The following is a 22,580-nucleotide window of genomic DNA, read 5'->3' as shown; positions in this document are numbered from 1 at the left end:
AGAGGGCCGCACCATGCGTCGTTTCGCGTTCATTCTGGCAGCAGGTCTTTTTGTTGCGCCGCAAACTGCTCCGGCGCAGACGGATCAGACGCTGGCCGACATCCGTCAGGAACTGTCAGTGCTTTTCGTCACCTTGCAGCATCTCAAGCGTGAACTCAGCACCACCGGTGCTGCGGGCCAACTGAGTGGCGGCGGGTCTCTGGTGGACCGCGTGAATGCGATTGAAAGCGAGGTGCAGCGCCTCACCTCCAAGACTGAAGAGCTGGAATTTCGCATTGATCGCGTGGTGTCCGATGGCACCAATCGCGTCGGCGATCTAGAATTCCGGCTCTGCGAACTGGAACCCAGCTGTGACATTGCCACGCTGGAACCCGGCAGCACGTTAGGCGGGGTCGATCCTGTGACGGCGGGTGGCGGGGCGGTTCCACTTCCGACCACCCCAGAGGTCAGCACCGGCGACAATCCGCAGCTTGCCATCGGTGAGCGAGACGATTTCGACCGCGCCGAAGCCGCCTTGCAGGCAGGCAATCACAGCGAGGCGGCGGCAGGTTTTGCCGCCTTCCTGTCGACCTATCCGGGCAGCCCGTTGTCTGGCCGGGCAGGTCTTTTGCGCGGTGAGGCGCTCGAGGCGGCTGGCCAACAGAGCGAGGCCGCGCGCGCCTATCTTGACAGTTTCAGCGCAGCCCCTGACGGGTCAGAGGCCCCAGAGGCGCTCTTTCGTCTAGGGCGTGCGCTGGGTCGTCTGGGCCAAACCCAAGAGGCCTGCGTGACTTTGGGCCAGGTCGAGGCCCGCTATCCCACTGCGGCGGCGGTCTCTTCGGCGCAATCCGAGATGGGCCGTCTGGGCTGTTCGTGATCCCGCCAGACGCGTCGTTACAAAGCAGCCTCGCGGCGCATTTCGCGGGGCATATCCCTACCCGGCTGGGCGTTGCCGTGTCCGGTGGCAGCGATTCGCTGGCGCTTTTGCACCTTCTTCACGGCTGGTCCCTTGTGGGTGGCCCCACGCCCGCCGCTGTCACCGTTGATCACGGGCTGCGCCCCTCCTCTGCGCAAGAAGCCGCGGACGTGGCACAGATCTGCGCCCGTCTGGCGATCCCGCACGACACCGTGCAGTGGCAAGGTTGGGATGGCTCCGGAAATCTTCCGGACCACGCCCGCCGAGCGCGCTATGCGCTCCTCACTGACTGGGCACGCGCAAATGACCTGCATGATATTGCCATTGGCCATACCCAAGACGACGTCGCCGAAACATTTTTGATGCGTCTTGCACGCGGCGCGGGTGTGGATGGGCTTGCGGCGATGCGCCCGCGTTGGACGCAGTCGGGGGTGACCTTTCACCGCCCGCTACTCGACCTCTCCCGCGAGGCCCTTCGCGATCATCTGCGCACACTTGGTCAATCGTGGATCGATGATCCAACCAACGATGACACCACCTACCTGCGCCCCCGCGCACGTCAGAGTCTCACGGCCCTCGCGCCCATGGGGCTTGGTGCCGCGACGCTGGCCGATGTGGCGCGCACCCTGTCCGGGGTTCGCACGGCGCTGGATCATGCCACTCTGACCGCCGCCCGCGCACTTCTTCAGGTGCAGTCTGGGGATATTCTCATCGACCACCCCGGATTTAATGATCTCCCTGAGGAAATCGCGCGCCGTCTCATGCAGGCTATGCTGCAATGGCTTGCGGGGGAGGAGTATCCGCCGCGCGGCAGCGCTCTCGCGAGTTTTATCAAAGCCGCCCGCGATGGTCACACAATGCCCCTGCACGGCTGCCTTCTTCTGCCGCCCAAGAACGGCCAGCTTCGCCTCACGCGGGAATATGCCGCGGTCAAGGGACTGCGCGCGCCCGTAAACACCCTCTGGGATAATCGCTGGCAGGCGACCGGCCCCGCATCGCCCGGTGTCGAGATAGCCGCGCTTGGACCCAACGGACTGCAGGCTTGCCCGGATTGGCGCCTGAGTGGCCTGCCGCATGCCTCTGCGCTCTGCGCCCCCGGCCTCTGGCAAGGGGATACTCTGATCGCCGCCCCGCTCATGGGTCACCCGAATGGCTGGGCGCTGATCCTCAAGCCTGAGCAGGACAATCTGCTGATGTCCATATTATGTCATTGAAGATAGGGCCGTGATCTCTATTTATGATCCATGCGCCCTGTGCTAGACGCACGGGGATACGAATTTTGGGAGAGAACCCTTGGGTAACGCAAGAAATATCGCCTTCTGGCTGGTGCTGTTCCTTTTGATCCTCGCGCTGTTCAACCTGTTCAGCGGGTCGGGCAACACCCTCCAGAGCCGCGCAGTGCCATATTCAGAGTTTGTGGCGGCAGTGGACAGTGGCGGTGTGAGCCAGGTAACGCTGGATGGCGAGACTGTGCGCTATCGCGGCGCGGATGGGCAGGATTATGCAACGATCAAGCCCGAGGATGCAGAAATCACCCAACGTCTGATTGATGCGGGTATTCCGGTAAAGGCCGAGAGCCAGCAGCAATCGGGCTTTCAGACCTTCATTGTCTCGCTTCTGCCTTTCCTTCTGTTGATCGGCGTGTGGATCTATTTCATGAACCGCATGCAGGGCGGCGGCAAAGGTGGCGCGATGGGTTTTGGCAAGTCCAAAGCCAAAATGCTGACCGAAAAGCACGGTCGCGTCACATTTGACGATGTGGCAGGCATCGACGAGGCCAAGGAAGAGCTTGAGGAAATCGTGGAATTCCTGCGCAACCCGCAGAAGTTTTCGCGGCTTGGCGGTAAAATCCCCAAGGGCGCGCTGCTTGTCGGCCCTCCGGGTACCGGTAAGACGCTGCTTGCCCGCGCCATTGCGGGTGAGGCGGGCGTTCCTTTCTTCACCATCTCTGGTTCTGACTTTGTGGAAATGTTCGTGGGTGTGGGTGCATCCCGCGTGCGCGATATGTTTGAGCAAGCGAAGAAAAACGCGCCCTGTATCGTGTTTATCGACGAGATTGACGCGGTCGGCCGCCACCGTGGGGCGGGCTATGGCGGCGGCAATGACGAGCGCGAACAGACGCTGAACCAACTGCTTGTTGAAATGGACGGGTTCGAGGCCAACGAAGGCGTGATCATCATCGCGGCCACCAACCGCAAGGATGTGCTTGACCCCGCACTTCTGCGCCCCGGTCGTTTTGACCGTCAGGTGACCGTGCCCAATCCCGACATCAAGGGCCGCGAGAAAATCCTTAACGTTCACGCCCGCAAGACACCGCTTGGCCCCGATGTGGACCTGCGCCTGATTGCGCGCGGCACGCCCGGCTTCTCTGGCGCGGACCTTGCCAACCTCGTCAACGAGGCGGCGCTGATGGCTGCGCGTGTCGGCCGACGTTTTGTGACTATGGTCGACTTCGAGAACGCCAAAGACAAGGTGATGATGGGGGCCGAGCGCCGTTCGATGGTGCTGACCGACGATCAAAAGGAAAAGACCGCCTATCACGAGGCCGGGCATGCGGTGGTGGGTCTTGCCCTGCCCAAATGTGACCCTGTCTACAAGGCTACGATCATTCCGCGCGGTGGTGCCCTCGGTATGGTTGTGAGCTTGCCCGAGATTGACCGGCTCAATTGGCACCGCTCCGAGTGCGAGGAAAAGCTGGCCATGACCATGGCAGGCAAAGCCGCCGAAATCCTCAAATACGGCGAGGATAACGTGTCGAACGGCCCTGCTGGCGATATTCAACAGGCCAGTGGCCTTGCGCGCGCCATGGTGATGCGCTGGGGCATGTCCGACAAAGTTGGCAATATCGACTATGAGCAGGCGCACGAAGGCTATATGGGCAATGGTGCCGGTGGCTTCTCGATTTCCGCACATACCAAAGAGCTGATCGAGGAAGAGGTCAAACGCCTGATCGACGAGGCCTATATTCGGGCCAAGAAAATCCTGACTGATCGTCAGGAAGATTGGGAACGTCTGGCACAGGGTCTCTTGGAATACGAGACACTGACCGGAGACGAGATCAAGCGCGTGATGCGGGGCGAACTTCCCTCGGCGAATGACGATGACGACGGCAGTGCCGAAGCCAGCAAGCCCTCTGTCACCGCAATCCCGAAAACCAAGCCCAAATCCACGCCCGGCGACGGCGGGCTGGAGCCAGAGCCCTCAACGTGAGCACGAATGCCGCGAAACAGGATTGGAATCCCGGAGCCTATGCAAGGTTCCGGGATCAACGCTTGCGGCCTGCCCTCGATCTTTTGAACGCCGTCGGTCAGATGGGCGCGGGCGATGTGGTGGACCTTGGATGCGGCAACGGCGTGATGATCGAAACGCTGCGTGCCCGCGCGGGCAATCGCGCGGTTGTGGGGGTCGATGCCAGCCCCGCCATGCTCGAAAAGGCTCAAGGGACGGGTTATGACGCCCTCCAACAGGCCGACATCGCCGAGTGGCACCCGCGCCGCGCGCCGGGCCTGATCTATTCCAACGCGGCCCTGCATTGGGTCGGTAATCACGAAGCACTTATGCCCCGGCTCGTCCGCATGCTGGGCAAGGGCGGGACGCTGGCTGTGCAGATGCCGCACCAGAACAAGGCCCCCTCGCACCGTGTCTGGCTCTCGCTGGCAGAGGAACTCTTTGCCGGGCGGATCGAAAAGATGGGCACCCCCGGTGTGATGTCTCCGATCAAATACGAGGAACTTCTGGCACCGCTCGGTCAATTCCGCCTCTGGGAAACGGATTATTATCAAAGGCTGACCGCCGAACCCGGGAGCCACCCGGTGCGCCGCTATACCGAAAGCACCTATGCCCGCCCGGTTCTGGCCGCGCTCGAGCCGGATGAAAAGGCCGATCTCATTCGTCGTTACGAAGAGGTGATGCATAGCGCCTACCCGGTTCGTGCCGATGGTACTGTGCTGTTCCCGTTCCGCCGCATGTTCTTTACCCTGACCGTCTGACTTGAATTTGAACGGCCCTGCGGGGCGAGTATTTTCCACCAAGAAGAAACGGGGCGCAAAGATCAATGCCCGCATTGATGCCAACCGAGTATGAGGGCCGAATCACTTGGCTGGGCCGAGTGGCGCAGCGCGATGCGTCTCTGGCAGCCGAACCGCTCGACGCGGTCGACGTGACCTTTGCCGGTGTCGCGGGCGAAGAGCACGCGGGCCTGACCCGCCCTTCATGTAGCCGCGTTATTTCCCAGCACCCCAGAGGCACCGAAATCCGCAATGCGCGGCAATTTTCTGTCCTTTCAGACGAAGAGCTGACAGCCATCGCCGCCACCATGGGCGTTGCACGGCTTGAACCAAGCTGGCTGGGTGCCTCGCTGGTGATCAGTGGCATTCCCGACCTCAGCCATCTCCCTCCCTCATCGCGCTTGCAAGGGCCGGATGGGGTGACGCTGGTGATTGATATGGAAAATCGCCCCTGTCACCTGCCTGCCAAGGTGATCGAGACCCACGCCCCGGGCTTTGGTGCACGGTTCAAGCGCGCGGCTCTCGGGCGGCGCGGTATCACCGCTTGGGTCGAGCGTGAGGGGCGGCTGGCCTTGGGGCAAATGCTGCGCCTGCATATTCCCGATCAGCCGGTCTGGTCCGAACTCTCGTGTGTGCGCGCCACGTTGCTCTGACCCCCCTTTCTCGGTTTCCGATCCGACACCGTCTGCGGTGATCCGCCGCAAGCACAGGCCCATGTGTCGGATTCGCATGCTGTGGGATGCCGAGAATTGGCTATCACCGTGGTCAGATCAAGCCCAACAGACGAGGGAAGGAAACGACTATGGGTTACAAGAGCGACATCGAGATTGCACGGGAGGCCAAGAAGCGACCGATCCAAGAGATCGGCGAAAAGCGGGGCATCTCGAACGACGATCTTCTGCCCTATGGCCATGACAAGGCAAAAGTCAGCCAGAAATTCATCGACTCCGTTCAGGGCAACAAGAACGGTAAGCTGATCCTCGTGACTGCGATCAACCCCACCCCTGCAGGCGAAGGCAAGACCACGACCACTGTTGGTCTTGGTGACGGCCTGAATCGCATCGGCAAGAAGGCCACCGTTTGCATCCGCGAGGCCAGCCTTGGGCCAAACTTTGGCATGAAGGGCGGCGCAGCCGGCGGCGGCTATGCACAGGTTGTCCCGATGGAGGACATGAACCTGCACTTCACCGGCGATTTCCACGCCATCACCAGCGCACACAGCCTGCTCAGCGCGATGCTCGACAACCACATCTATTGGGGTAACGAGCAGAACATCGACACCCGCCGCGTTGTGTGGCGTCGCGTGGTCGACATGAACGACCGTTCGCTGCGCCAGATCACCTCGTCGCTGGGCGGTGTTTCCAACGGATTTGCGCGCGAAGATGGCTTTGACATCACTGTCGCGTCCGAGGTCATGGCAATCCTCTGCCTCTCCAAGAACCTTAAGGATCTTGAGGAGCGTCTGGGGTCTATGATCGTGGCCTATCGCCGCGACCGCAGCCCCGTCTTCTGCCGCGATATCAAGGCCGAAGGCGCGATGACCGTGCTTCTCAAAGATGCGATGCAGCCCAACCTTGTGCAAACGCTGGAAAACAACCCTGCCTTCGTGCATGGCGGACCCTTCGCCAATATCGCGCATGGCTGTAACTCGGTCATCGCGACCACGACCGCGCTCAAGATCAGCGACTATGTTGTGACCGAAGCGGGCTTTGGCGCTGACCTTGGTGCAGAAAAGTTCATGAATATCAAATGCCGCAAGGCGGGTCTTGCCCCCGATTGCGTGGTCATCGTGGCCACCGTGCGTGCGATGAAGATGAACGGCGGCGTCGCCAAGGCAGATTTGGGTGCCGAGAACGTTGATGCGGTCAAGGCGGGTTGCCCGAACCTTGGGCGCCACATCGAGAACGTCAAATCCTTTGGCGTGCCGGTGGTTGTGGCGATCAACCATTTCGTCACCGATACGGAAGCAGAAATCGAAGCCGTCAAAACCTTTGTTGCCAATCATGGTGCCGAAGCCGTGCTGTCGCGCCATTGGGAACTGGGCTCCGAAGGCTCTGAGCCTCTGGCGCGCAAAGTGGTCGAAGTGGCCGAGGCCGGGAATGCCAATTTCGCACCCCTCTATCCCGATGACATGCCGCTGTTCCAAAAGATCGAAACCATCGCCAAGCGCATCTATCGCGCTGACGAGGTGTTGGCCGATCAAAAGATCCGCAGCCAGCTCAAGGAATGGGAAGCGCAGGGTTATGGCCATCTGCCAGTTTGCATGGCCAAGACGCAGTATAGCTTTACCACCGATCCGAACCGTCGCGGTGCGCCCACCGGCCATTCCGTACCGGTCCGCGAAGTGCGTCTTTCGGCCGGTGCTGGCTTTGTCGTCGTCGTCTGTGGCGAGATCATGACAATGCCGGGTCTGCCCAGCAAACCTGCTGCCGAGACGATCCGTCTCAACGACGACGGCCAGATCGAAGGCCTGTTCTAAACCTCACCAAATAAGGCCGCCCAGAGTATCGCGCTCTGGGCGGCCTTGCGCGTTGCGCAGAACGATTTAAAGCACGATGAAAGGGCTGGGAATGACGGCTAAAGTGATCGACGGCAAGGCCTTTGCCGCAGAGGTGCGGACCAAGGTGGCCTCGCATGTGACGCGCCTGAAAGAGGAAAACGGCATCACGCCGGGCCTCGCGGTGGTGCTTGTGGGCGAAGACCCGGCCAGTCAGGTCTATGTTCGCTCCAAAGGCAAGCAGACCGTCGAAGTGGGCATGAATTCCTACGAGCACAAGCTGGATGTTGACACGTCAGAGGCTGATCTTCTGGCGCTGATCGACCGTCTCAACAAAGACGCCACCGTGCACGGCATCCTCGTGCAATTGCCGCTGCCAAAGCATCTCGATTCCGATCTGGTGATCAACTCTATTGATCCGGCCAAGGATGTGGACGGTTTTCATATTTCCAACGTCGGCCTCTTGGGCACTGGCCAGAAATCCATGGTGCCGTGCACGCCCTTGGGCTGCCTGATGATGCTGCGCGACCATCACGGCTCGTTGGCGGGCATGGATGCTGTGGTGCTTGGCCGCTCGAACATTGTGGGCAAGCCGATGGCACAGCTTCTTTTGGGCGATAGCTGCACCGTCACGATTGCCCATAGCCGGACCAAGGATATCGCCGATGTCTGCCGTCGCGCCGATATCGTCGTGGCTGCCGTCGGTCGCCCTGAAATGGTGCCGGGCGACTGGATCAAGCCGGGGGCTACCGTGATCGACGTGGGCATCAACCGGATCGAACGGGACGGCAAGACTGTGTTGGTCGGCGACGTCGATTACGCCTCGGCCGCCGCTGTTGCCGGGGCGATCACCCCAGTGCCGGGCGGCGTCGGCCCGATGACCATCGCCTGTCTCTTGGCCAATACCCTCACTGCCTGCTGCCGCGCCAATGGTCTGGCAGAGCCAGAGGGCCTGACGGCCTGAACGATCAGCCCCGCCCACGTGGCGGGGCGCCTGCCCCAAGCCCACCAATCAGCGGGCAACCAAGTGTCTCGCGCAGGGCATCGACCAGTTCGTCGACTGTTTCGGTCGATACAAACACTCCCCCCGTCGCATCGGCCAGACATTTTGCGACGGTCTGCCCGTCATAGCCCTGCGCCTCGGGGCTGTTCCACGAGAACGGGTCATGCACCACGCGAAATCCGATCACATGTACCGTCAAATCGCGCGCCTCTGCGGTTAAAGCGGCCCCAAGCGCACAGGGCGTACCGCCGCAGGTCTCGTTGCCATCCGTAACCAAGACCACGATCCCGGGTTGTGTGCGATACTCTAACACCTCTGCCGCCGCCGCCACCGAGGCGGCAATCGGGGTCAGGCCGCCGGGCATCAGCGCGTCGACCGCCACCACCACCGCAGCCGCCGCATCCGGCATAGGGGCAAAATGCCGGGTGATCCCCGAACAGGGATGACTACCCCCAGCCCCATAGGACAAGAGGCCAATCCGCCGATAGGGCGCAACGTCGGGCATCACGCGCCGTAGCGCCGCGCGCGCCTCGATGATCCGGGTTGCGGCAGTTGGATCATGTCCCACCTCGGCCATGGACCCAGACCCGTCAAATACCAGCATCGCATCAGCGGCACAGCCCGTGGCCGCCTGTGGCGTTGGGCCCGGCAGAACAGCGAGGGCTAGGCAGAGAGCAATCGCGCGCATCAGGGGCCTCCGGTCTCAGGATCGCACGCTTAGCCTATCGCGGTCTCAGCATATGTCCAGAGAACTGACCCTGCCAAACTTGCGCAGCATGCACGGGCTTTCTCCGACCGGTCACACGACTTTCAGGCAGAAATGAAATTCGTTCATCGGTCGAAAGGTTTCGACCATTTTGTGAAGACTAAGCTTGATGCCAAGTTCTGGAAACGTCTCGGTCAGTTCAACAAACTCTTGATCCGTCGGGATGTTGCAATGCACGTCGACATAGCTGGTGCGGAGGTTTTCTTCATCTTAAGCGCATGGGCCAACGAGAACTGGCGCGCGACACCATGATTGGCGCCGTGCGGCCAGACCTGTCCTGCTTTGACCGGCCTGAAGTGATAAAAATGGTCAAAAACCGTCTGTGCGTCCGGGCTGGCGATATCGCGCGTCTCGCGGTCGATGAACTGGCCAAGTGTCGTTCTGGGGCGATCAATGTCATAGGTATAACGACGGTCGGGAAACGCCCCGATGACGGCACCGCCCGGACCCATCTCAGCCGCAAGCTGACGGAAAAACCCAAGCAGATTGGCTATATGCTCATAAACATGGGACCCAAAGACAAAGCGCACCCCTGTGCCCGGAATTGCCCGCGGCAGGGTGATGTTCCTGAGCACATAATCGACCTCAACCACCCGATCTGCGCGCCTCAGCGGGCTGCTCTTGGCAAGGCGTCTCAGCTCGTTTGTGGTGCTGACATCGGCGTAGCGCACATTCCAATCCGGTCCGGTCAGGAGGGGGCGACCAAATGGTCCGATTTCGACCCCAAGCTCTGTCGAGCGAACACAGCCCGCGACAAAATCGAGGAGTCTGGTATTCCGCTGATCAAGCTACCGGCGCGACCGCCGACTGGCTCAGTGGCTTGTCTTTTCCTGTCTGCGCTGCGCTCAACGGATAGCGCAAAATCAGGGTTCTCGCGAGAATTTCCAGCGAGGCTATCGCGGTTCCGGGCGCGATGCGCCGCTCTTGTCAAGGACCTCGGCACCGTCTATACGCCCCCGGTGGCCTCGTAATGGGGTCCGACTCAACCCACACACGCCGCGTTCGGCCGCTCCCGTCGCTGGGGGCCGCATCCGGCAAGGAGATAGCGACATGAAACTGCATGAACTGCACGACAATCCCGGTGCCACCAAGCGCAAGAAGCGCGTTGGCCGTGGTCCGGGTTCCGGCATGGGTAAAACCGCTGGCCGGGGTATCAAGGGTCAGAAATCCCGTTCGGGTGTTTCGATCGGTGGCTACGAGGGTGGCCAGATGCCGCTCTATCAGCGTCTGCCCAAGCGCGGCTTCAACAAGCCGAACCGCAAATCCTTTGCTGTCATCAACCTTGGCCTGATCCAGAAATTCGTTGAGGCTGGCAAGATTGACGGCTCTGCACCGATCACCGAAGAAACACTGGTTTCCTCGGGTCTCGTCCGTCGCAAACTTGATGGTATCCGCGTCCTGAACAAGGGTGACGTGACCGCCAAGTTGACCATTCAGGTCACAGGTGCCTCGCGCGCTGCGATTGAAGCGGTCGAAAAGGCCGGCGGCTCCCTCTCGGTCACAACCGCGCAAGCGGCTGAATAAGAGGTTGTGAGCGGCATCTGTGCCGCTTACATATAGCCCAAGTTTTCCTTTGACGCCGCCTGAGCTGGAAAACAGCCCAAGGCGGCGTTGTCAAATGAAAGAGACCCGCGAATGGTATCTGCAGCAGAGCAAATGGCGGCCAACACCAGCTGGTCCGCGCTGGGCAAAGCCACCGAACTGCGCAAACGCATCCTGTTCACCCTCGGCCTGCTGATCGTCTACCGGCTGGGTACCTTCATCCCGGTTCCGGGTATCGACGGTGTGGCGCTGCGTGAGTTCATGGAGGGCGCGCAGGCCTCAATCGGTGGCATGCTCAGCATGTTTACCGGCGGCGCGCTCGGACGGATGGGCATCTTTGCTCTGGGCATCATGCCGTATATCTCGGCGTCGATCATTGTTCAGCTGATGACCGCAATGGTGCCTGCTCTTGAGCAACTCAAGAAAGAAGGCGAGCAGGGTCGCAAGAAGATCAACCAATATACCCGCTACGGTACGGTTGCCCTTGCAACGCTGCAATCCTACGGGCTTGCCGTATCGCTGCAGTCGGGCGATATGGTCTCCAATCCCGGCATGTTCTTTATCGCGTCCTGCATGATCACGCTGATCGGGGGCACCATGTTCCTGATGTGGCTGGGCGAGCAGATTACCGCGCGCGGCGTGGGCAACGGCATCTCGCTGATCATCTTTGTCGGTATCATCGCCGAGGTTCCCGCGGCCCTGGCTCAGTTTTTTGCATCGGGCCGGTCTGGTGCGGTCAGCCCTGCGGTGATCGTGGGTGTCATGCTGATGGTCGTGGCCGTGATCGCCTTTGTGGTCTTCATGGAACGCTCTTTGCGCAAGATCCACATTCAATATCCCCGCCGTCAGGTCGGTATGAAGATCTATGATGGCGGCTCGTCGCACCTGCCGGTCAAGGTCAACCCGGCGGGCGTGATCCCGGCGATCTTTGCCTCGTCTCTTCTTCTTCTTCCGGCCACGATCACGACGTTCTCCGGAAATACCACCAATCCGGTTCTCTCGACCGTGATGGCCTATTTCGGACCTGGACAGCCGCTCTATCTGCTGTTCTTCACGATCATGATCGTGTTCTTTGCCTATTTCTACACCTTCAACGTTGCGTTCAAAACCGATGACGTGGCCGAGAACCTCAAGAACCAGAACGGCTTTATTCCCGGTATTCGTCCGGGCAAACGGACGGCGGAATATCTTGATTTCGTTGTGAACCGTGTGCTGGTCATCGGCTCTGCCTATCTCGCTGCGGTTTGCCTTCTGCCAGAGATCCTGCGTAACCAGTTCGCCATTCCCTTCTACTTTGGCGGCACGTCGGTTCTGATCGTCGTTTCCGTGACGATGGATACTATTCAGCAGGTTCAGTCGCATCTTCTGGCCCATCAATACGAGGGCTTGATCGAGAAATCCCAACTGAGCGGCAAGGGCAAGAAACGCAGCCGCAGAAAGGCACCGGCGCGGCGATGAATATCATCCTTCTCGGACCGCCGGGCGCAGGCAAGGGCACCCAAGCACATTATCTTGTCGAAAGCCGGGATATGATCCAGCTCTCCACCGGCGACATGTTGCGCGCCGCCAAGGACAGCGGCTCTGAGATGGGGCGCATCGTCGCAGATGTCATGGCGCGCGGCGATCTTGTGACCGATGAAATCGTGATCGGCCTGATACGCGAGCAGTTGCAAGGCGCGCGCAAAGGCGGCTTCATCTTTGACGGCTTCCCACGCACACTGGCGCAGGCGGATGCCTTGGCCGATCTGCTCGAAGAAACCGGCGAGACCTTGGAGGCAGTGATCGAATTGCGCGTCGATGACGAAGCGCTCGTTCAGCGCATCACGGCCCGTTCAACCTGTGGTGGGTGTGGCGAGGTCTATAATGACATCACCAAGCCGTGGCCTGCGGATGGCAAATGCGCAAAGTGTGGCTCTACAGATGTCAAACGCCGTGCGGATGACAACGAAGACGCGCTGCGGAATCGTCTGATGGAATATTACAAGAAAACCTCGCCGCTGCTTGGCTATTACTATGCCCATGGTCAACTGACCTCGGTCGATGGTCTGGCTGAGATTGACGCGGTGCAGGCTGAGATTGCAGAAGCGCTTGACAAATAGCGATTGATAGGGGTTCGGGGCCTTGACGCCCCGACCATTTCCCCATAACCAGCCCTATCTCGAACACGAGATTGATTCTGGTTCCGGGTCGCACCCGGTATGCGAATCACTCATTTGGAATCAGCCGCGGCCCGGTGCGTGATCGCTTCGGGCTTACGTTGTGAAAAAAGGTTCTGGTGCTACGGAACCGCAACGAAAAAGGAAGCTACACTTGGCACGTATCGCCGGCGTCAACATCCCGACCAACAAACGGGTTCCCATCGCCCTTACCTACATCACCGGAATCGGCCATGCCTCGGCCAAATCCATCTGCGAAGCGCTCAGCATCGACGTTTCGCGTCGCGTAAACGAGCTTTCGGATGCCGAGGCTCTGGCCCTGCGCGAACATATCGACGCGAATTACACTGTCGAAGGCGACCTGCGCCGCGACACCCAGATGAACATCAAGCGTTTGATGGATCTTGGCTGCTACCGCGGCCTGCGTCACCGTCGCAATCTGCCGGTGCGTGGTCAGCGGACCCACACCAACGCCCGCACCCGCAAGGGCCCGGCAAAAGCCATTGCCGGCAAGAAGAAATAAGGGAGGGCAGCAGATATGGCACGCGATACCAAACGCACCAAGAAAAAGGTTTCCAAGAACATCGCCACTGGCGTTGCTCACGTGAACTCTTCCTTCAACAATACCAAGATCCTGATCTCGGACGTGCAGGGCAATGCCATCGCATGGTCCTCGGCTGGGACCATGGGCTTCAAAGGCTCGCGCAAATCCACGCCCTACGCGGCGCAGATGGCCGCTGAGGATGCTGGCCGCAAGGCACAGGAACACGGCATGCGCTCGCTTGACGTCGAAGTTCAGGGGCCGGGTTCGGGCCGTGAATCGGCGCTGCGCGCTTTGGCGGCTGTCGGCTTTAACATCACGTCGATCCGTGATGTGACACCGATGGCGCACAACGGCTGCCGCCCACCGAAGCGCCGCCGGGTCTGATCCGATACATCTCTTGGTGGGGCCGCGCCTTGGCGCGGTCCCGCTTTCGTCATTTTACATCCTCGGGCGCTCTGAACCTTTGGACATGGGAACAGGGCAAGAATGGAGGGACGCATGATCCACAAGAATTGGGCTGAATTGATCAAGCCGACACAGCTTGAAGTAAAACCCGGCAATGACCCGCTGCGTCAGGCGGTTCTGATCGCCGAGCCGCTCGAGCGCGGCTTTGGTCTCACGCTGGGTAACGCGCTGCGCCGCGTTCTTCTGTCTTCGCTGCAAGGTGCGGCCATCACCGCCGTGCAGATCGACAACGTGCTGCACGAGTTCTCCTCGGTGGCCGGTGTCCGCGAAGACGTGACCGACATCGTTCTCAACCTCAAGGGTGTTGCGATCCGCATGGAAGTCGAAGGGCCCAAGCGTCTTTCGGTCAATGCCAAGGGTCCGGGCGTTGTCACTGCCGGTGACATCTCTGACAGCGCGGGTATCGAGATTCTCAACAAGGATCATGTGATCTGCCACCTCGACGAAGGCGCTGACCTCTTCATGGAACTGACCGTGAATCAGGGTAAGGGCTATGTGTCGGCTGACAAGAATAAGCCTGAAGATGCGCCTATCGGCCTTATTCCGATCGACGCCATCTATTCGCCGATCTCGCGCGTCAGCTATGAGGTTCAACCGACCCGCGAAGGTCAGGTTCTGGACTATGATAAGCTGACGATGAAAATCGAAACCGACGGATCGATCACCCCGGATGATGCCGTGGCCTATGCCGCGCGCATCCTGCAGGATCAACTGTCGATCTTCGTGAACTTCGACGAACCCGAGTCGGCCAGCCGTCAGGATGACGATGACGGTCTCGAATTCAACCCGCTCCTGCTCAAGAAAGTGGACGAGTTGGAATTGTCGGTCCGTTCTGCCAACTGCCTCAAGAACGACAACATCGTTTACATCGGCGATCTGATCCAAAAGACCGAAGCCGAGATGCTGCGCACGCCGAACTTTGGCCGCAAGTCGCTCAACGAGATCAAGGAAGTGCTCTCGGGCATGGGCCTGCACCTTGGCATGGATGTCGAGGATTGGCCGCCAGACAATATCGAGGACCTCGCCAAGAAGTTCGAAGACGCGTTCTGATATACGCGTGCGATACACCCACCCTACGGAGAGCTTCGTAGGGTGGGGTAATGCCCGGAATGCCGGGGAAAATACGGGCCAATGCCCCAAGGAGAGCGGCTGACACGCATCAGACCGCCGGACAAAGCAAAACACGCTAAGGAGATAGAAAATGCGTCACGCAAGAGGCTACCGCCGCCTGAACCGCACCCATGAGCACCGCAAGGCGCTTTGGGCGAATATGGCTGGCTCGCTTATCGAACATGAGCAGATCAAGACCACCCTGCCCAAGGCCAAGGAACTGCGCCCGATCATCGAAAAGCTGATCACTTTGGGCAAGCGTGGCGACCTGCACGCCCGCCGTCAGGCCGCAAGCCAACTCAAGCAAGACGCTTATGTGGCCAAGCTGTTCGACATTCTCGGACCCCGCTACAAGGACCGTCAGGGCGGCTACGTCCGTGTGCTCAAGGCTGGCTTCCGTTATGGTGACATGGCACCGATGGCGATCATCGAATTCGTGGACCGTGACGTTGATGCCAAAGGTGCATCGGACAAGGCCCGCAATGCCGCCTTTGAGATGGCAGACGACGAATAAGATCATAACCATTTCAGATGGTTACAGATTAACCCCCGCCCTCACGGGCGGGGGTTTTGCATGTTTGGCATCGGGAACATACCACCACTAGGCGCCGCAAAGCCTTGCATTGCCGCGTCACTCCCAGCATATCTCAAAGGCCAAGAAAATCCTTGGGGAGCCTGTCATGTTCCGCTTTCTCTGCCTTGTTCTGTTGGCCCTTCCCGGCTTGCCGCGCGCCGAAACCCGCGTGCCAACCTCGCAGGTTGAAATCCAGCTCGGCTTTGCTCCGGTGGTGCAAGAGGCCGCTCCGGCGGTGGTCAATATCTATGCCAGTCGCATCGTCGAGGCACGCCGCAGCCCATTTCGTGGAGATCCGTTTTTTGAGCGCTTCTTCAACGATTTCGGCAGCACCCGCCCACGTGTGCAAAATTCCTTGGGCTCTGGCGTGATCCTCTCGGCGGATGGTATCGTCGTATCAAACTATCATGTTGTGGGAGAGGCTACGGATATCCGCGTGGTATTGAACGACCGCCGTGAATATGCCGCCCGCGTCCTTTTGGCCGATGAAGAGGCGGATTTGGCGCTGTTGCAGGTCGAGAATGCCCCAAGTCTGCCTGCCCTGACCCTGCGCGACAGTGACACCGTTCAAGTGGGCGAATTGGTATTGGCCATCGGCAACCCGTTTGGTGTGGGCCAGACCGTTTCAAGCGGCATAGTCTCGGGTCTTGCGCGGTCGGGCACGGCTACGGGCAATGCGCGCGGCTACTTCATCCAGACTGACGCGCCGATCAATCCGGGTAATTCCGGCGGGGCGCTGGTCGATGTGAACGGCGACCTTATCGGCATCAACACGGCGATCCTGTCGCGCTCAGGCGGTTCGAACGGCATCGGCTTCGCAATCCCCGCCGGCCTTGTGGCGCAATTCGTGGCACAGGCACGCGCGGGCAAAACGGAGTTTGAGCGGCCTTGGGCCGGTCTGGGGGGCCAGCCCGTGACGCCCGACATGGCCGAGGGGCTGGGTATCGCCCGCCCTGATGGTGTCGTGATTTCCGAGGTACATCCCCAAAGCAGCTTTGCCGCTGATATTCGCCCCGGCGATGTGATCACCCGTGTCGGTGGCCAGCCCGTCAACAGCCCGGCCGAGGTGATCTATCGCATGTCAGTCGCTGGTATTGGGTCAACGACCAATATTACCCGCCTGCGTGGGGGGACAGAGCAGGAAATCGAGATTGCGATGATCGCCGCGCCCGACAGCCCGCCGCGCGACCCTTTGGAAACTGGTCCGCGCGCCGCAATCCCGCAACTGACCCTTGTGACCATCAATCCGGTCGTGATTGATCAATATCGGCTGCCGCTGATGTCAGAGGGCGCGTTGGTGGAAGATCCCGGCCCATTTGGCGCGCGGGCCGGATTGCGGCCCGGCGACATTCTCCGCGCGGTCAACGGCGTGCCCATCGGCACCAGCCGTGCCGCAAAGGACGCGCTGGAAGAGGCGATGACCACCCTTAGCCTCGATGTCTTGCGGGATGGGCGGCGCATGGCGCTGCGGTTTAGGATCTAAGTGGTGGCAGATCTTTTCGATAGCGGCGCTACGCCTCGCCCGGATACTGGCCCCCGTCCGCTGGCAGACAGGCTCCGGCCGCGCCGTCTGGTGGATGTGATCGGACAGGAACAGGTGCTTGGCCCTGAGGCCCCGCTTGGGGTGATGCTCGCCTCGGGAAGCCTTTCGTCGCTGGTGTTCTGGGGCCCACCCGGTGTGGGCAAGACCACCATTGCCCGGCTCTTGGCGGATGAGACGGACCTGCATTTTGTTCAGATCAGCGCCATTTTCACCGGCGTTCCAGACCTGCGCAAAGTGTTCGACGAGGCAAAGCATCGCCGCACTCAGGGCCGTGGCACGCTGCTTTTCGTCGATGAAATCCACCGCTTCAACAAGGCGCAGCAGGACGGGTTCCTTCCGCATATGGAGGATGGCACGATCCTATTGGTTGGTGCCACGACGGAGAACCCGAGTTTCGAGTTGAACGCCGCGCTGCTCAGCCGCGCGCAAGTTTTGGTGCTGACGCGCCTCACTCTGGCAGATATGGAACGCCTCGCACAGCGCGCCGAACAAGAGTTGGGCCGCGCCTTGCCGCTCGACGGTCCGGCGCGAGAGGCGCTGCTTGACATGGCCGATGGGGATGGGCGCGCGCTTCTCAATCTGATTGAACAAGTCGCCGCGTGGAAAGTCGAAGGCAAGCTGGACAGCGCCGCTCTGGCCACGCGCCTGATGAAGCGCGCCGCCAAATATGACAAGTCGGGAGATGAACATTACAACCTCATCTCTGCGCTGCATAAATCCGTGCGTGGATCGGACCCGGATGCAGCGCTCTACTGGCTGGCGCGCATGCTGACAGGGGGCGAGGACCCGCGCTATCTTGCACGGCGCATTCTGCGCATGGCGATCGAGGATATTGGCCTCGCCGATCCGCAAGCGCAATCCATCTGCCTGCATGCTTGGGAAACCTATGAGCGGATCGGCAGCCCCGAAGGCGAATTAGCATTGGGTCAGGCGGTGGCCTATCTCGCGCTCGCACCCAAATCGAACGCAGGTTACGCAGCCTACAAGGCCGCGCTGCGCGAGGCGAAAAAGACCGGGAGCGCGCCGCCGCCAAAGCATATTCTCAACGCTCCCACCCGGTTGATGAAGGAACAGGGCTACGGAGAGGGCTATGCCTACGACCATGACGCCGAGGATGGTTTCTCTGGCCAGAACTACTTTCCGGATGGCATGAAACGCCCGGTTCTCTATCAACCGGTCGAGCGCGGTTACGAACGAGAGCTCAAAAAACGACTCGAGTATTTCGCCAAGCTCCGTCTGCGTCGCACCTGAGGAAACCAATAAAACCTCAGAATTTATGACCTTTTTATCTACAGGCAGGGTGCGATTAAGGTCTGGAAACGCGCCGCGTTTCGTGTTTTGTTATAAGAATGTCGCTTTTGTGCATCCTTGTTGACCCTCCGAAACCCAAGGTTTCTGGATGGGCTGATGTCGCGTCTTCGCAAATCCAAGAAACAAAACAAGACAGGGAAACCCTATGAAAAAGAATATTGATCAAGTCCTTCTGGACCGGCTTGCGCAGGCTGCTTGCACCGGCGCAATCTCTCGCCGGTCGTTCCTGCATTTTGCCTCTGCTGCGGGTCTGACCGCCTCTGCCGCGACCGGCCTTTGGGGCACATCCGCCGCCGCCAACCCGACACCGGGCGGCACATTCCGATGGGGCATTCACGATGGCAACACCTCGGACACCCATGATCCGGGGACGTATGTGACCCGTCAGATGATCTTTTTGGCCCACACACATCGCAGCTATCTGACCCTGATTGAGCCGGACAACTCCCTTGGTAGCGATTTGGCCACCGGATGGGAGGCGACGCCGGACGCCATGCAGTGGACCTTCACGCTTAACCCAGATGCTGCCTTTCATAGCGGCAAGCCGGTCACGGCGCAGGATGTGATCGACAGCCTCAATCATCACCGGGGCGACGCCTCGACCTCGGCCGCTAAGGCGCTTTTAACGGATGTGACCGACATCACCGCTGATGGCGACCACACGGTTACAATCAGCCTTGCCCGTGGCAATGCCGATTTGCCTTGGCTCATGACCGACTATCACTTTGCGATCTGTCCCTCGAATGGCGATGGTACGATTGATTGGCAGTCGGGTGACGGCTCTGGCCCCTACAAGATCGACTCTGGCGAATTCGGCATTCGCTGGGAATTGACGCGCCACGATGGCTGGCACGGCGATGGTGCCTATTTTGACAAGGTAACGATGATCGTCCTCAACGATCCCAATGCACGCCAAACTGCGCTAGTGACGGGGGATGTGGATTGCGTGTCGCTGATCGAGCTTAAGACGCTGGCGCTCTTGCAGCGCAATCCCGACATATCGGTCGACAACATCCCCTCTGGCGGCGCAATCACGATGCCGATGTTCTGCGACACGGCACCCTTTAGCGATGTGCGCGTGCGCACCGCGCTGAAACTTGCGATGAACCGGGATGAAATTATCGAAAAGATTGCTTTTGGCGCCGCGACCAAGGGCAACGATTTCCATCTTTCGCCGGTCCAGCCCTATTGGCCCGAGGATATCCCGCAGCGGGAATATGATCCGGATCAGGCCAAATCGCTGCTTAAGGAGGCAGGGCAAGAGGGGCTTTCTGTCAATCTCTCGGTGGCCGAGAGCGTCTATACGGGCGCGGTTGATATGTGCGTGCTCTATGCCGAACAGGCCAAGGCGGCAGGGATCGACATCAAGGTCGTGCGCGAGCCAAGCGATGGCTATTATTCTGATGTCTGGCTGAAAAAGCCGTTCAGCGCCGTGTCTTGGGGCGCACGCCCGACGCCCGACGTTATGTTTACGCTGGCCTACAAGAACGATGCCGCCTGGAACGAAAGCCGTTGGCAGAACGAGCGCTTCAACGAATTGCTGCTCAAGGCCAAGGCCGAACTGGATCAGACCCTGCGCGCCGAGATGTATCGTGAGATGTGCCTTTTGATGCGCGACGACGGTGGCACCCTTCTTCCGTTCTTCAACAACTGGGTCTATGCGCGCGGCAAGGGCGTCAAGCGCCCGGAACAGGTTGCGGCAAGCTGGGGCTGTGATGGCGCACGCGCCGCAAGCCGCTGGTGGTTTGAGGCCTGACGCCACTTTCAAGACCCGGCACCATAGGGTGCCGGGTTTTCAGCCACCGAAGCCTGGGCAAGCCCGCTTCGGCATTTTGCGTCACTGCGATGGGTCTGATGCGGAAATATTTTCCGCCGAGACCCAAAACACTGTTAGCCTAAGCCATAAAGGCCGCGCCACGTGACAAGGCGAAAGGCAAAAACAGCAGGAGGGAAAGATGGGGGATATCCTTGGGCTCGTCGCAAAACGGCTCGGATTGGGATTGATCATTCTACTGGTCATATCCGTGATCATATTTTTTATGGTCGAGCTTTTGCCCGGCGACATTGCGCAGGCGGTGCTGGGACAGGGCGCAACGCCCGAGAATCTGGCGGCACTGCGCAAGGAAATGGGCCTCGATCAGCCCGCAATCATTCGCTATCTGCATTGGCTCTCTGGGGCGGTGATGCTCGATTTCGGCAATTCCATCGTGACGGGGGCCAGCGTGGCCGAAACGATTGGCGAGCGCTTTGCCAATACGCTTTTTCTCGCCGCCTACGCCGCCGCGATTGCCGTGCCGATTTCCATCGTGCTGGGTGTCCTTGTGGCGCTTCTGCGCAACTCGATCTTTGACCGGGTGGCGAATGTTGCGACGCTCACCTCGATTTCAAGCCCAGAGTTCTTTTTGGGCTACATTCTTATTCTTTATCTCGCGGTCAAGACGGGCATGTTTCCCGCCATCGCCAGCCTCAGCAATGACATGAGCTTTGGTGACCTGCTCTACCGCACATTCCTGCCGGCGCTGACCCTCGTTCTGGTTGTGACTGCGCATATGATGCGGATGACCCGCGCGGCGATCATCAACCTTTTGGCGTCGCCCTATATCGAAATGGCCCGCCTCAAGGGTGCGCCCCCCTGGAAGGTCATTGTCAAACATGCCCTGCCCAATGCTTGGGCTCCGATCATCAACGTGGTGGCGCTCAACCTGGCTTATCTCATCACCGGCGTGGTGCTGGTTGAGGTTGTCTTTGTCTATCCGGGCATTGGTCAGGCGCTGGTCGATGCGGTCAGCAAACGGGATTTCCCCGTGGTTCAGGCGTGTTGCCTGATCTTTGCCGCGACCTTCATCCTTCTCAACCTCGCAGCGGATGTGGGCTCAATCCTGACCAATCCGCGCCTGCGGCATCCGAAGTAAGGGTCTAGAGATATGAGTGTATTCGTCATCGCCTACTATACCCTGTTGCTCGGTGCATCCTGCGTTGCAGCCTATTTCAACAAGCGGTCGGCCTTTTTGCTGCTCTTTTCCCTGACGTTGGTCTCCTTTGTTCTGGGCATCATCGGCGGCGTTTCGGCTCTTCGCATCGTGGCCATTCTCGCGGGGCTCTTGGCCCTTTCGGCCATGGTTTCCTATGCCTTCCGCGAGTTTCTGGTCGCGATAGCGTCCAAGAACCTTGCCAAGGAATTGCGCACGGCGCCGCTCACGGCGGCTTTTGGCATGTTTGTGATCTTTACCGTTGCCGTCGCTGGGATCTTTGCCCCGCTCATCGCGCCCCATGGCGAGGCAGAGGTTATTACCTCGGCCTTTGCCCCGGCGGATGCAAATATGCTGCTTGGTGCAGATCAACTGGGCCGCGACATCTTTAGCCGGCTGGTCTATGGCGCGCGCAACACAGTGGCACTGGCACTGGCGGGCACGGTCATGGCGTTTCTTCTGGGGGCGCTCGCCGGTCTCATGGCCGCAACCTCGGGTGGCTGGTTCGACCAATTCCTAGCCCGGACCTCGGATGTGATCATGTCGATTCCGTCGCTGATCTTTGCCCTGCTGATGCTGTCGATCTTTGGTGGCGACCTTGCGAACGATACCACCAGCTTTTGGTTGCTTTCGACGTTCACCGGGATCACGGGCCTTTTGCTCGTCTCGGCAATTGCAGAGCGCAGCCTGATGGGCTGGGTCATTGGTCTTGCGATCCTTGCGGGGGTCGCGGCACTGTTTGGCGGCTTTATGCTGACGATCTTCAACCCGTCCGAGATCATCCTTATTCTTGTGGTCGCGGTAATCTATAGCCCGCGCGTTTTCCGCCTGACGCGGGCGGTGGCGGGCAACGTGGTTGTGATGGATTACATCGAGGCCGCGAAACTGCGCGGCGAACGCAGATGGTATCTCATCCGCCGCGAGATTCTGCCCAATTCCACGGCCCCTTTGATCGCGGAATTCGGTCTTGAGTTCTGCTTCGTGTTCTTGCTTATCGCGGGGCTTTCTTTCCTCGGGCTTGGCATTCAGCCGCCCACCGCCGACTGGGGCTCTATGGTGCGTGAAAACGCAACGCTGATCTCGTTTGGCGATATCACCCCGCTCATCCCCGCAGCGGCCATCGCGCTTCTGACCGTTGCGGTTAACTTCGTGGTGGACTGGATGCTCTACCGTTCCTCCGGCCTGAAGGTGTGACCCC

Annotated in this window: 21 protein-coding genes; 19 read left to right on the top strand and 2 right to left on the bottom strand. The window is 59.9% G+C overall.

All coding sequences use genetic code 11. The annotated features are described in order from the left end of the window. Positions 1-13 precede the first annotated feature (13 nt). The 7 genes from ybgF to folD all read left to right on the top strand — a co-directional run bounded on the left by ybgF (position 14) and on the right by folD (position 8,363). Positions 14-856, top strand: coding sequence for a tol-pal system protein YbgF (gene ybgF / locus ROSMUCSMR3_RS09785; RefSeq protein WP_081507200.1), 843 nt, complete (start codon positions 14-16; stop codon positions 854-856). Beyond that, positions 853-2,109: a tRNA lysidine(34) synthetase TilS gene (gene tilS, locus ROSMUCSMR3_RS09780; RefSeq protein WP_081507199.1), complete on the top strand. Its 1,257-nt coding sequence runs from the start codon at positions 853-855 to the stop codon at positions 2,107-2,109. The genes ybgF and tilS overlap by 4 nt, the downstream gene beginning before the upstream one ends. 79 nt (positions 2,110-2,188) lie before the next feature. Continuing rightward, on the top strand, positions 2,189-4,105 hold the full coding sequence (ftsH, locus tag ROSMUCSMR3_RS09775; protein WP_037297814.1) for an ATP-dependent zinc metalloprotease FtsH: 1,917 nt from the start codon (positions 2,189-2,191) through the stop codon (positions 4,103-4,105). Positions 4,106-4,167: 62 nt separating this feature from the next. Continuing rightward, a complete protein-coding gene (locus ROSMUCSMR3_RS09770) occupies positions 4,168-4,884 on the top strand; it encodes a methyltransferase domain-containing protein (protein ID WP_232279207.1) in 717 nt (238 codons plus the stop codon). Between the two features lie 65 nt (positions 4,885-4,949). Then, the gene (locus ROSMUCSMR3_RS09765; RefSeq protein WP_081507197.1) at positions 4,950-5,555 is read left to right on the top strand and encodes an MOSC domain-containing protein; all 606 of its coding nucleotides are present in this window, start codon (positions 4,950-4,952) and stop codon (positions 5,553-5,555) included. Positions 5,556-5,704: 149 nt separating this feature from the next. Beyond that, a complete protein-coding gene (locus ROSMUCSMR3_RS09760) occupies positions 5,705-7,381 on the top strand; it encodes a formate--tetrahydrofolate ligase (RefSeq protein WP_008281198.1) in 1,677 nt (558 codons plus the stop codon). Between the two features lie 91 nt (positions 7,382-7,472). Further along, positions 7,473-8,363: a bifunctional methylenetetrahydrofolate dehydrogenase/methenyltetrahydrofolate cyclohydrolase FolD gene (folD, locus tag ROSMUCSMR3_RS09755; RefSeq protein WP_037297817.1), complete on the top strand. Its 891-nt coding sequence runs from the start codon at positions 7,473-7,475 to the stop codon at positions 8,361-8,363. Positions 8,364-8,367: 4 nt separating this feature from the next. Here the strand turns inward: folD and ROSMUCSMR3_RS09750 are convergent, their stop codons facing one another. Both ROSMUCSMR3_RS09750 and ROSMUCSMR3_RS09745 read right to left on the bottom strand, forming a co-directional pair. Continuing rightward, entirely contained in the window at positions 8,368-9,090 is a 723-nt protein-coding gene (locus ROSMUCSMR3_RS09750; RefSeq protein ID WP_198385600.1) for a vWA domain-containing protein, read from the bottom strand. A gap of 212 nt (positions 9,091-9,302) precedes the next feature. After that, a complete protein-coding gene (locus tag ROSMUCSMR3_RS09745; protein WP_081507196.1) occupies positions 9,303-9,839 on the bottom strand; it encodes a hypothetical protein in 537 nt (178 codons plus the stop codon). A gap of 379 nt (positions 9,840-10,218) precedes the next feature. Between ROSMUCSMR3_RS09745 and rplO the strand changes: the two genes are divergently transcribed. The 12 genes from rplO (at position 10,219) to ROSMUCSMR3_RS21130 (ending at position 22,576) form a co-directional block, all read left to right on the top strand. Then, positions 10,219-10,692 (top strand): 50S ribosomal protein L15, encoded by a 474-nt coding sequence (gene rplO, locus ROSMUCSMR3_RS09740; RefSeq protein WP_008281202.1) that lies wholly within the window; start codon positions 10,219-10,221, stop codon positions 10,690-10,692. A gap of 111 nt (positions 10,693-10,803) precedes the next feature. Then, on the top strand, positions 10,804-12,168 hold the full coding sequence (secY, locus tag ROSMUCSMR3_RS09735; protein ID WP_037297822.1) for a preprotein translocase subunit SecY: 1,365 nt from the start codon (positions 10,804-10,806) through the stop codon (positions 12,166-12,168). Beyond that, complete coding sequence (locus ROSMUCSMR3_RS09730) at positions 12,165-12,809, top strand: adenylate kinase (RefSeq protein WP_081507195.1); 645 nt, start codon at positions 12,165-12,167, stop codon at positions 12,807-12,809. Before secY ends, ROSMUCSMR3_RS09730 begins: the two co-directional genes overlap by 4 nt. 211 nt (positions 12,810-13,020) lie before the next feature. Then, positions 13,021-13,389, top strand: a complete 369-nt coding sequence (rpsM, locus tag ROSMUCSMR3_RS09725) for a 30S ribosomal protein S13 (RefSeq protein WP_008281205.1) — start codon at positions 13,021-13,023, stop codon at positions 13,387-13,389. Positions 13,390-13,404: 15 nt separating this feature from the next. Further along, positions 13,405-13,794, top strand: a complete 390-nt coding sequence (gene rpsK, locus ROSMUCSMR3_RS09720) for a 30S ribosomal protein S11 (protein WP_008281206.1) — start codon at positions 13,405-13,407, stop codon at positions 13,792-13,794. Positions 13,795-13,908: 114 nt separating this feature from the next. Beyond that, complete coding sequence (locus ROSMUCSMR3_RS09715; protein ID WP_008281207.1) at positions 13,909-14,925, top strand: DNA-directed RNA polymerase subunit alpha; 1,017 nt, start codon at positions 13,909-13,911, stop codon at positions 14,923-14,925. A 151-nt stretch (positions 14,926-15,076) separates the two neighbouring features. Continuing rightward, entirely contained in the window at positions 15,077-15,499 is a 423-nt protein-coding gene (rplQ, locus tag ROSMUCSMR3_RS09710; protein WP_008281208.1) for a 50S ribosomal protein L17, read from the top strand. 166 nt (positions 15,500-15,665) lie between these two features. Then, a complete protein-coding gene (locus ROSMUCSMR3_RS09705; RefSeq protein WP_081507194.1) occupies positions 15,666-17,042 on the top strand; it encodes a trypsin-like peptidase domain-containing protein in 1,377 nt (458 codons plus the stop codon). Positions 17,043-17,045: 3 nt separating this feature from the next. After that, a complete protein-coding gene (locus ROSMUCSMR3_RS09700; RefSeq protein ID WP_081508594.1) occupies positions 17,046-18,353 on the top strand; it encodes a replication-associated recombination protein A in 1,308 nt (435 codons plus the stop codon). A gap of 205 nt (positions 18,354-18,558) precedes the next feature. Then, entirely contained in the window at positions 18,559-20,169 is a 1,611-nt protein-coding gene (locus ROSMUCSMR3_RS09695; RefSeq protein WP_008281211.1) for an ABC transporter substrate-binding protein, read from the top strand. Positions 20,170-20,368: 199 nt separating this feature from the next. Further along, positions 20,369-21,325, top strand: coding sequence for an ABC transporter permease (locus tag ROSMUCSMR3_RS09690; protein ID WP_008281212.1), 957 nt, complete (start codon positions 20,369-20,371; stop codon positions 21,323-21,325). A 12-nt stretch (positions 21,326-21,337) separates the two neighbouring features. Next, positions 21,338-22,576, top strand: a complete 1,239-nt coding sequence (locus tag ROSMUCSMR3_RS21130) for an ABC transporter permease (protein WP_081507193.1) — start codon at positions 21,338-21,340, stop codon at positions 22,574-22,576. Positions 22,577-22,580 lie beyond the last annotated feature (4 nt).

The organism is Roseovarius mucosus (assembly GCF_002080415.1).
Classification (GTDB): domain Bacteria; phylum Pseudomonadota; class Alphaproteobacteria; order Rhodobacterales; family Rhodobacteraceae; genus Roseovarius; species Roseovarius mucosus_A.
This window is presented reverse-complemented; position numbering and strand designations above follow the sequence as displayed.

What these genes read in the sequence shown, in the direction of transcription:
- ROSMUCSMR3_RS09715 (WP_008281207.1), top strand. Translation starts at nt 13,909, where the DNA reads ATGATCCACAAGAATTGGGCTGAATTGATCAAGCCGACACAGCTTGAA.
- rplQ (WP_008281208.1), top strand. Translation starts at nt 15,077, where the DNA reads ATGCGTCACGCAAGAGGCTACCGCCGCCTGAACCGCACCCATGAGCAC.
- rplO (WP_008281202.1), top strand. Translation starts at nt 10,219, where the DNA reads ATGAAACTGCATGAACTGCACGACAATCCCGGTGCCACCAAGCGCAAG.
- ROSMUCSMR3_RS09750 (WP_198385600.1), bottom strand. Translation starts at nt 9,090, where the DNA reads ATGCGCGCGATTGCTCTCTGCCTAGCCCTCGCTGTTCTGCCGGGCCCA.
- folD (WP_037297817.1), top strand. Translation starts at nt 7,473, where the DNA reads ATGACGGCTAAAGTGATCGACGGCAAGGCCTTTGCCGCAGAGGTGCGG.
- ROSMUCSMR3_RS21130 (WP_081507193.1), top strand. Translation starts at nt 21,338, where the DNA reads ATGAGTGTATTCGTCATCGCCTACTATACCCTGTTGCTCGGTGCATCC.
- ybgF (WP_081507200.1), top strand. Translation starts at nt 14, where the DNA reads ATGCGTCGTTTCGCGTTCATTCTGGCAGCAGGTCTTTTTGTTGCGCCG.
- ROSMUCSMR3_RS09690 (WP_008281212.1), top strand. Translation starts at nt 20,369, where the DNA reads ATGGGGGATATCCTTGGGCTCGTCGCAAAACGGCTCGGATTGGGATTG.
- ROSMUCSMR3_RS09730 (WP_081507195.1), top strand. Translation starts at nt 12,165, where the DNA reads ATGAATATCATCCTTCTCGGACCGCCGGGCGCAGGCAAGGGCACCCAA.
- ROSMUCSMR3_RS09760 (WP_008281198.1), top strand. Translation starts at nt 5,705, where the DNA reads ATGGGTTACAAGAGCGACATCGAGATTGCACGGGAGGCCAAGAAGCGA.
- ROSMUCSMR3_RS09765 (WP_081507197.1), top strand. Translation starts at nt 4,950, where the DNA reads ATGCCCGCATTGATGCCAACCGAGTATGAGGGCCGAATCACTTGGCTG.
- ROSMUCSMR3_RS09695 (WP_008281211.1), top strand. Translation starts at nt 18,559, where the DNA reads ATGAAAAAGAATATTGATCAAGTCCTTCTGGACCGGCTTGCGCAGGCT.
- secY (WP_037297822.1), top strand. Translation starts at nt 10,804, where the DNA reads ATGGTATCTGCAGCAGAGCAAATGGCGGCCAACACCAGCTGGTCCGCG.
- ROSMUCSMR3_RS09705 (WP_081507194.1), top strand. Translation starts at nt 15,666, where the DNA reads ATGTTCCGCTTTCTCTGCCTTGTTCTGTTGGCCCTTCCCGGCTTGCCG.
- rpsK (WP_008281206.1), top strand. Translation starts at nt 13,405, where the DNA reads ATGGCACGCGATACCAAACGCACCAAGAAAAAGGTTTCCAAGAACATC.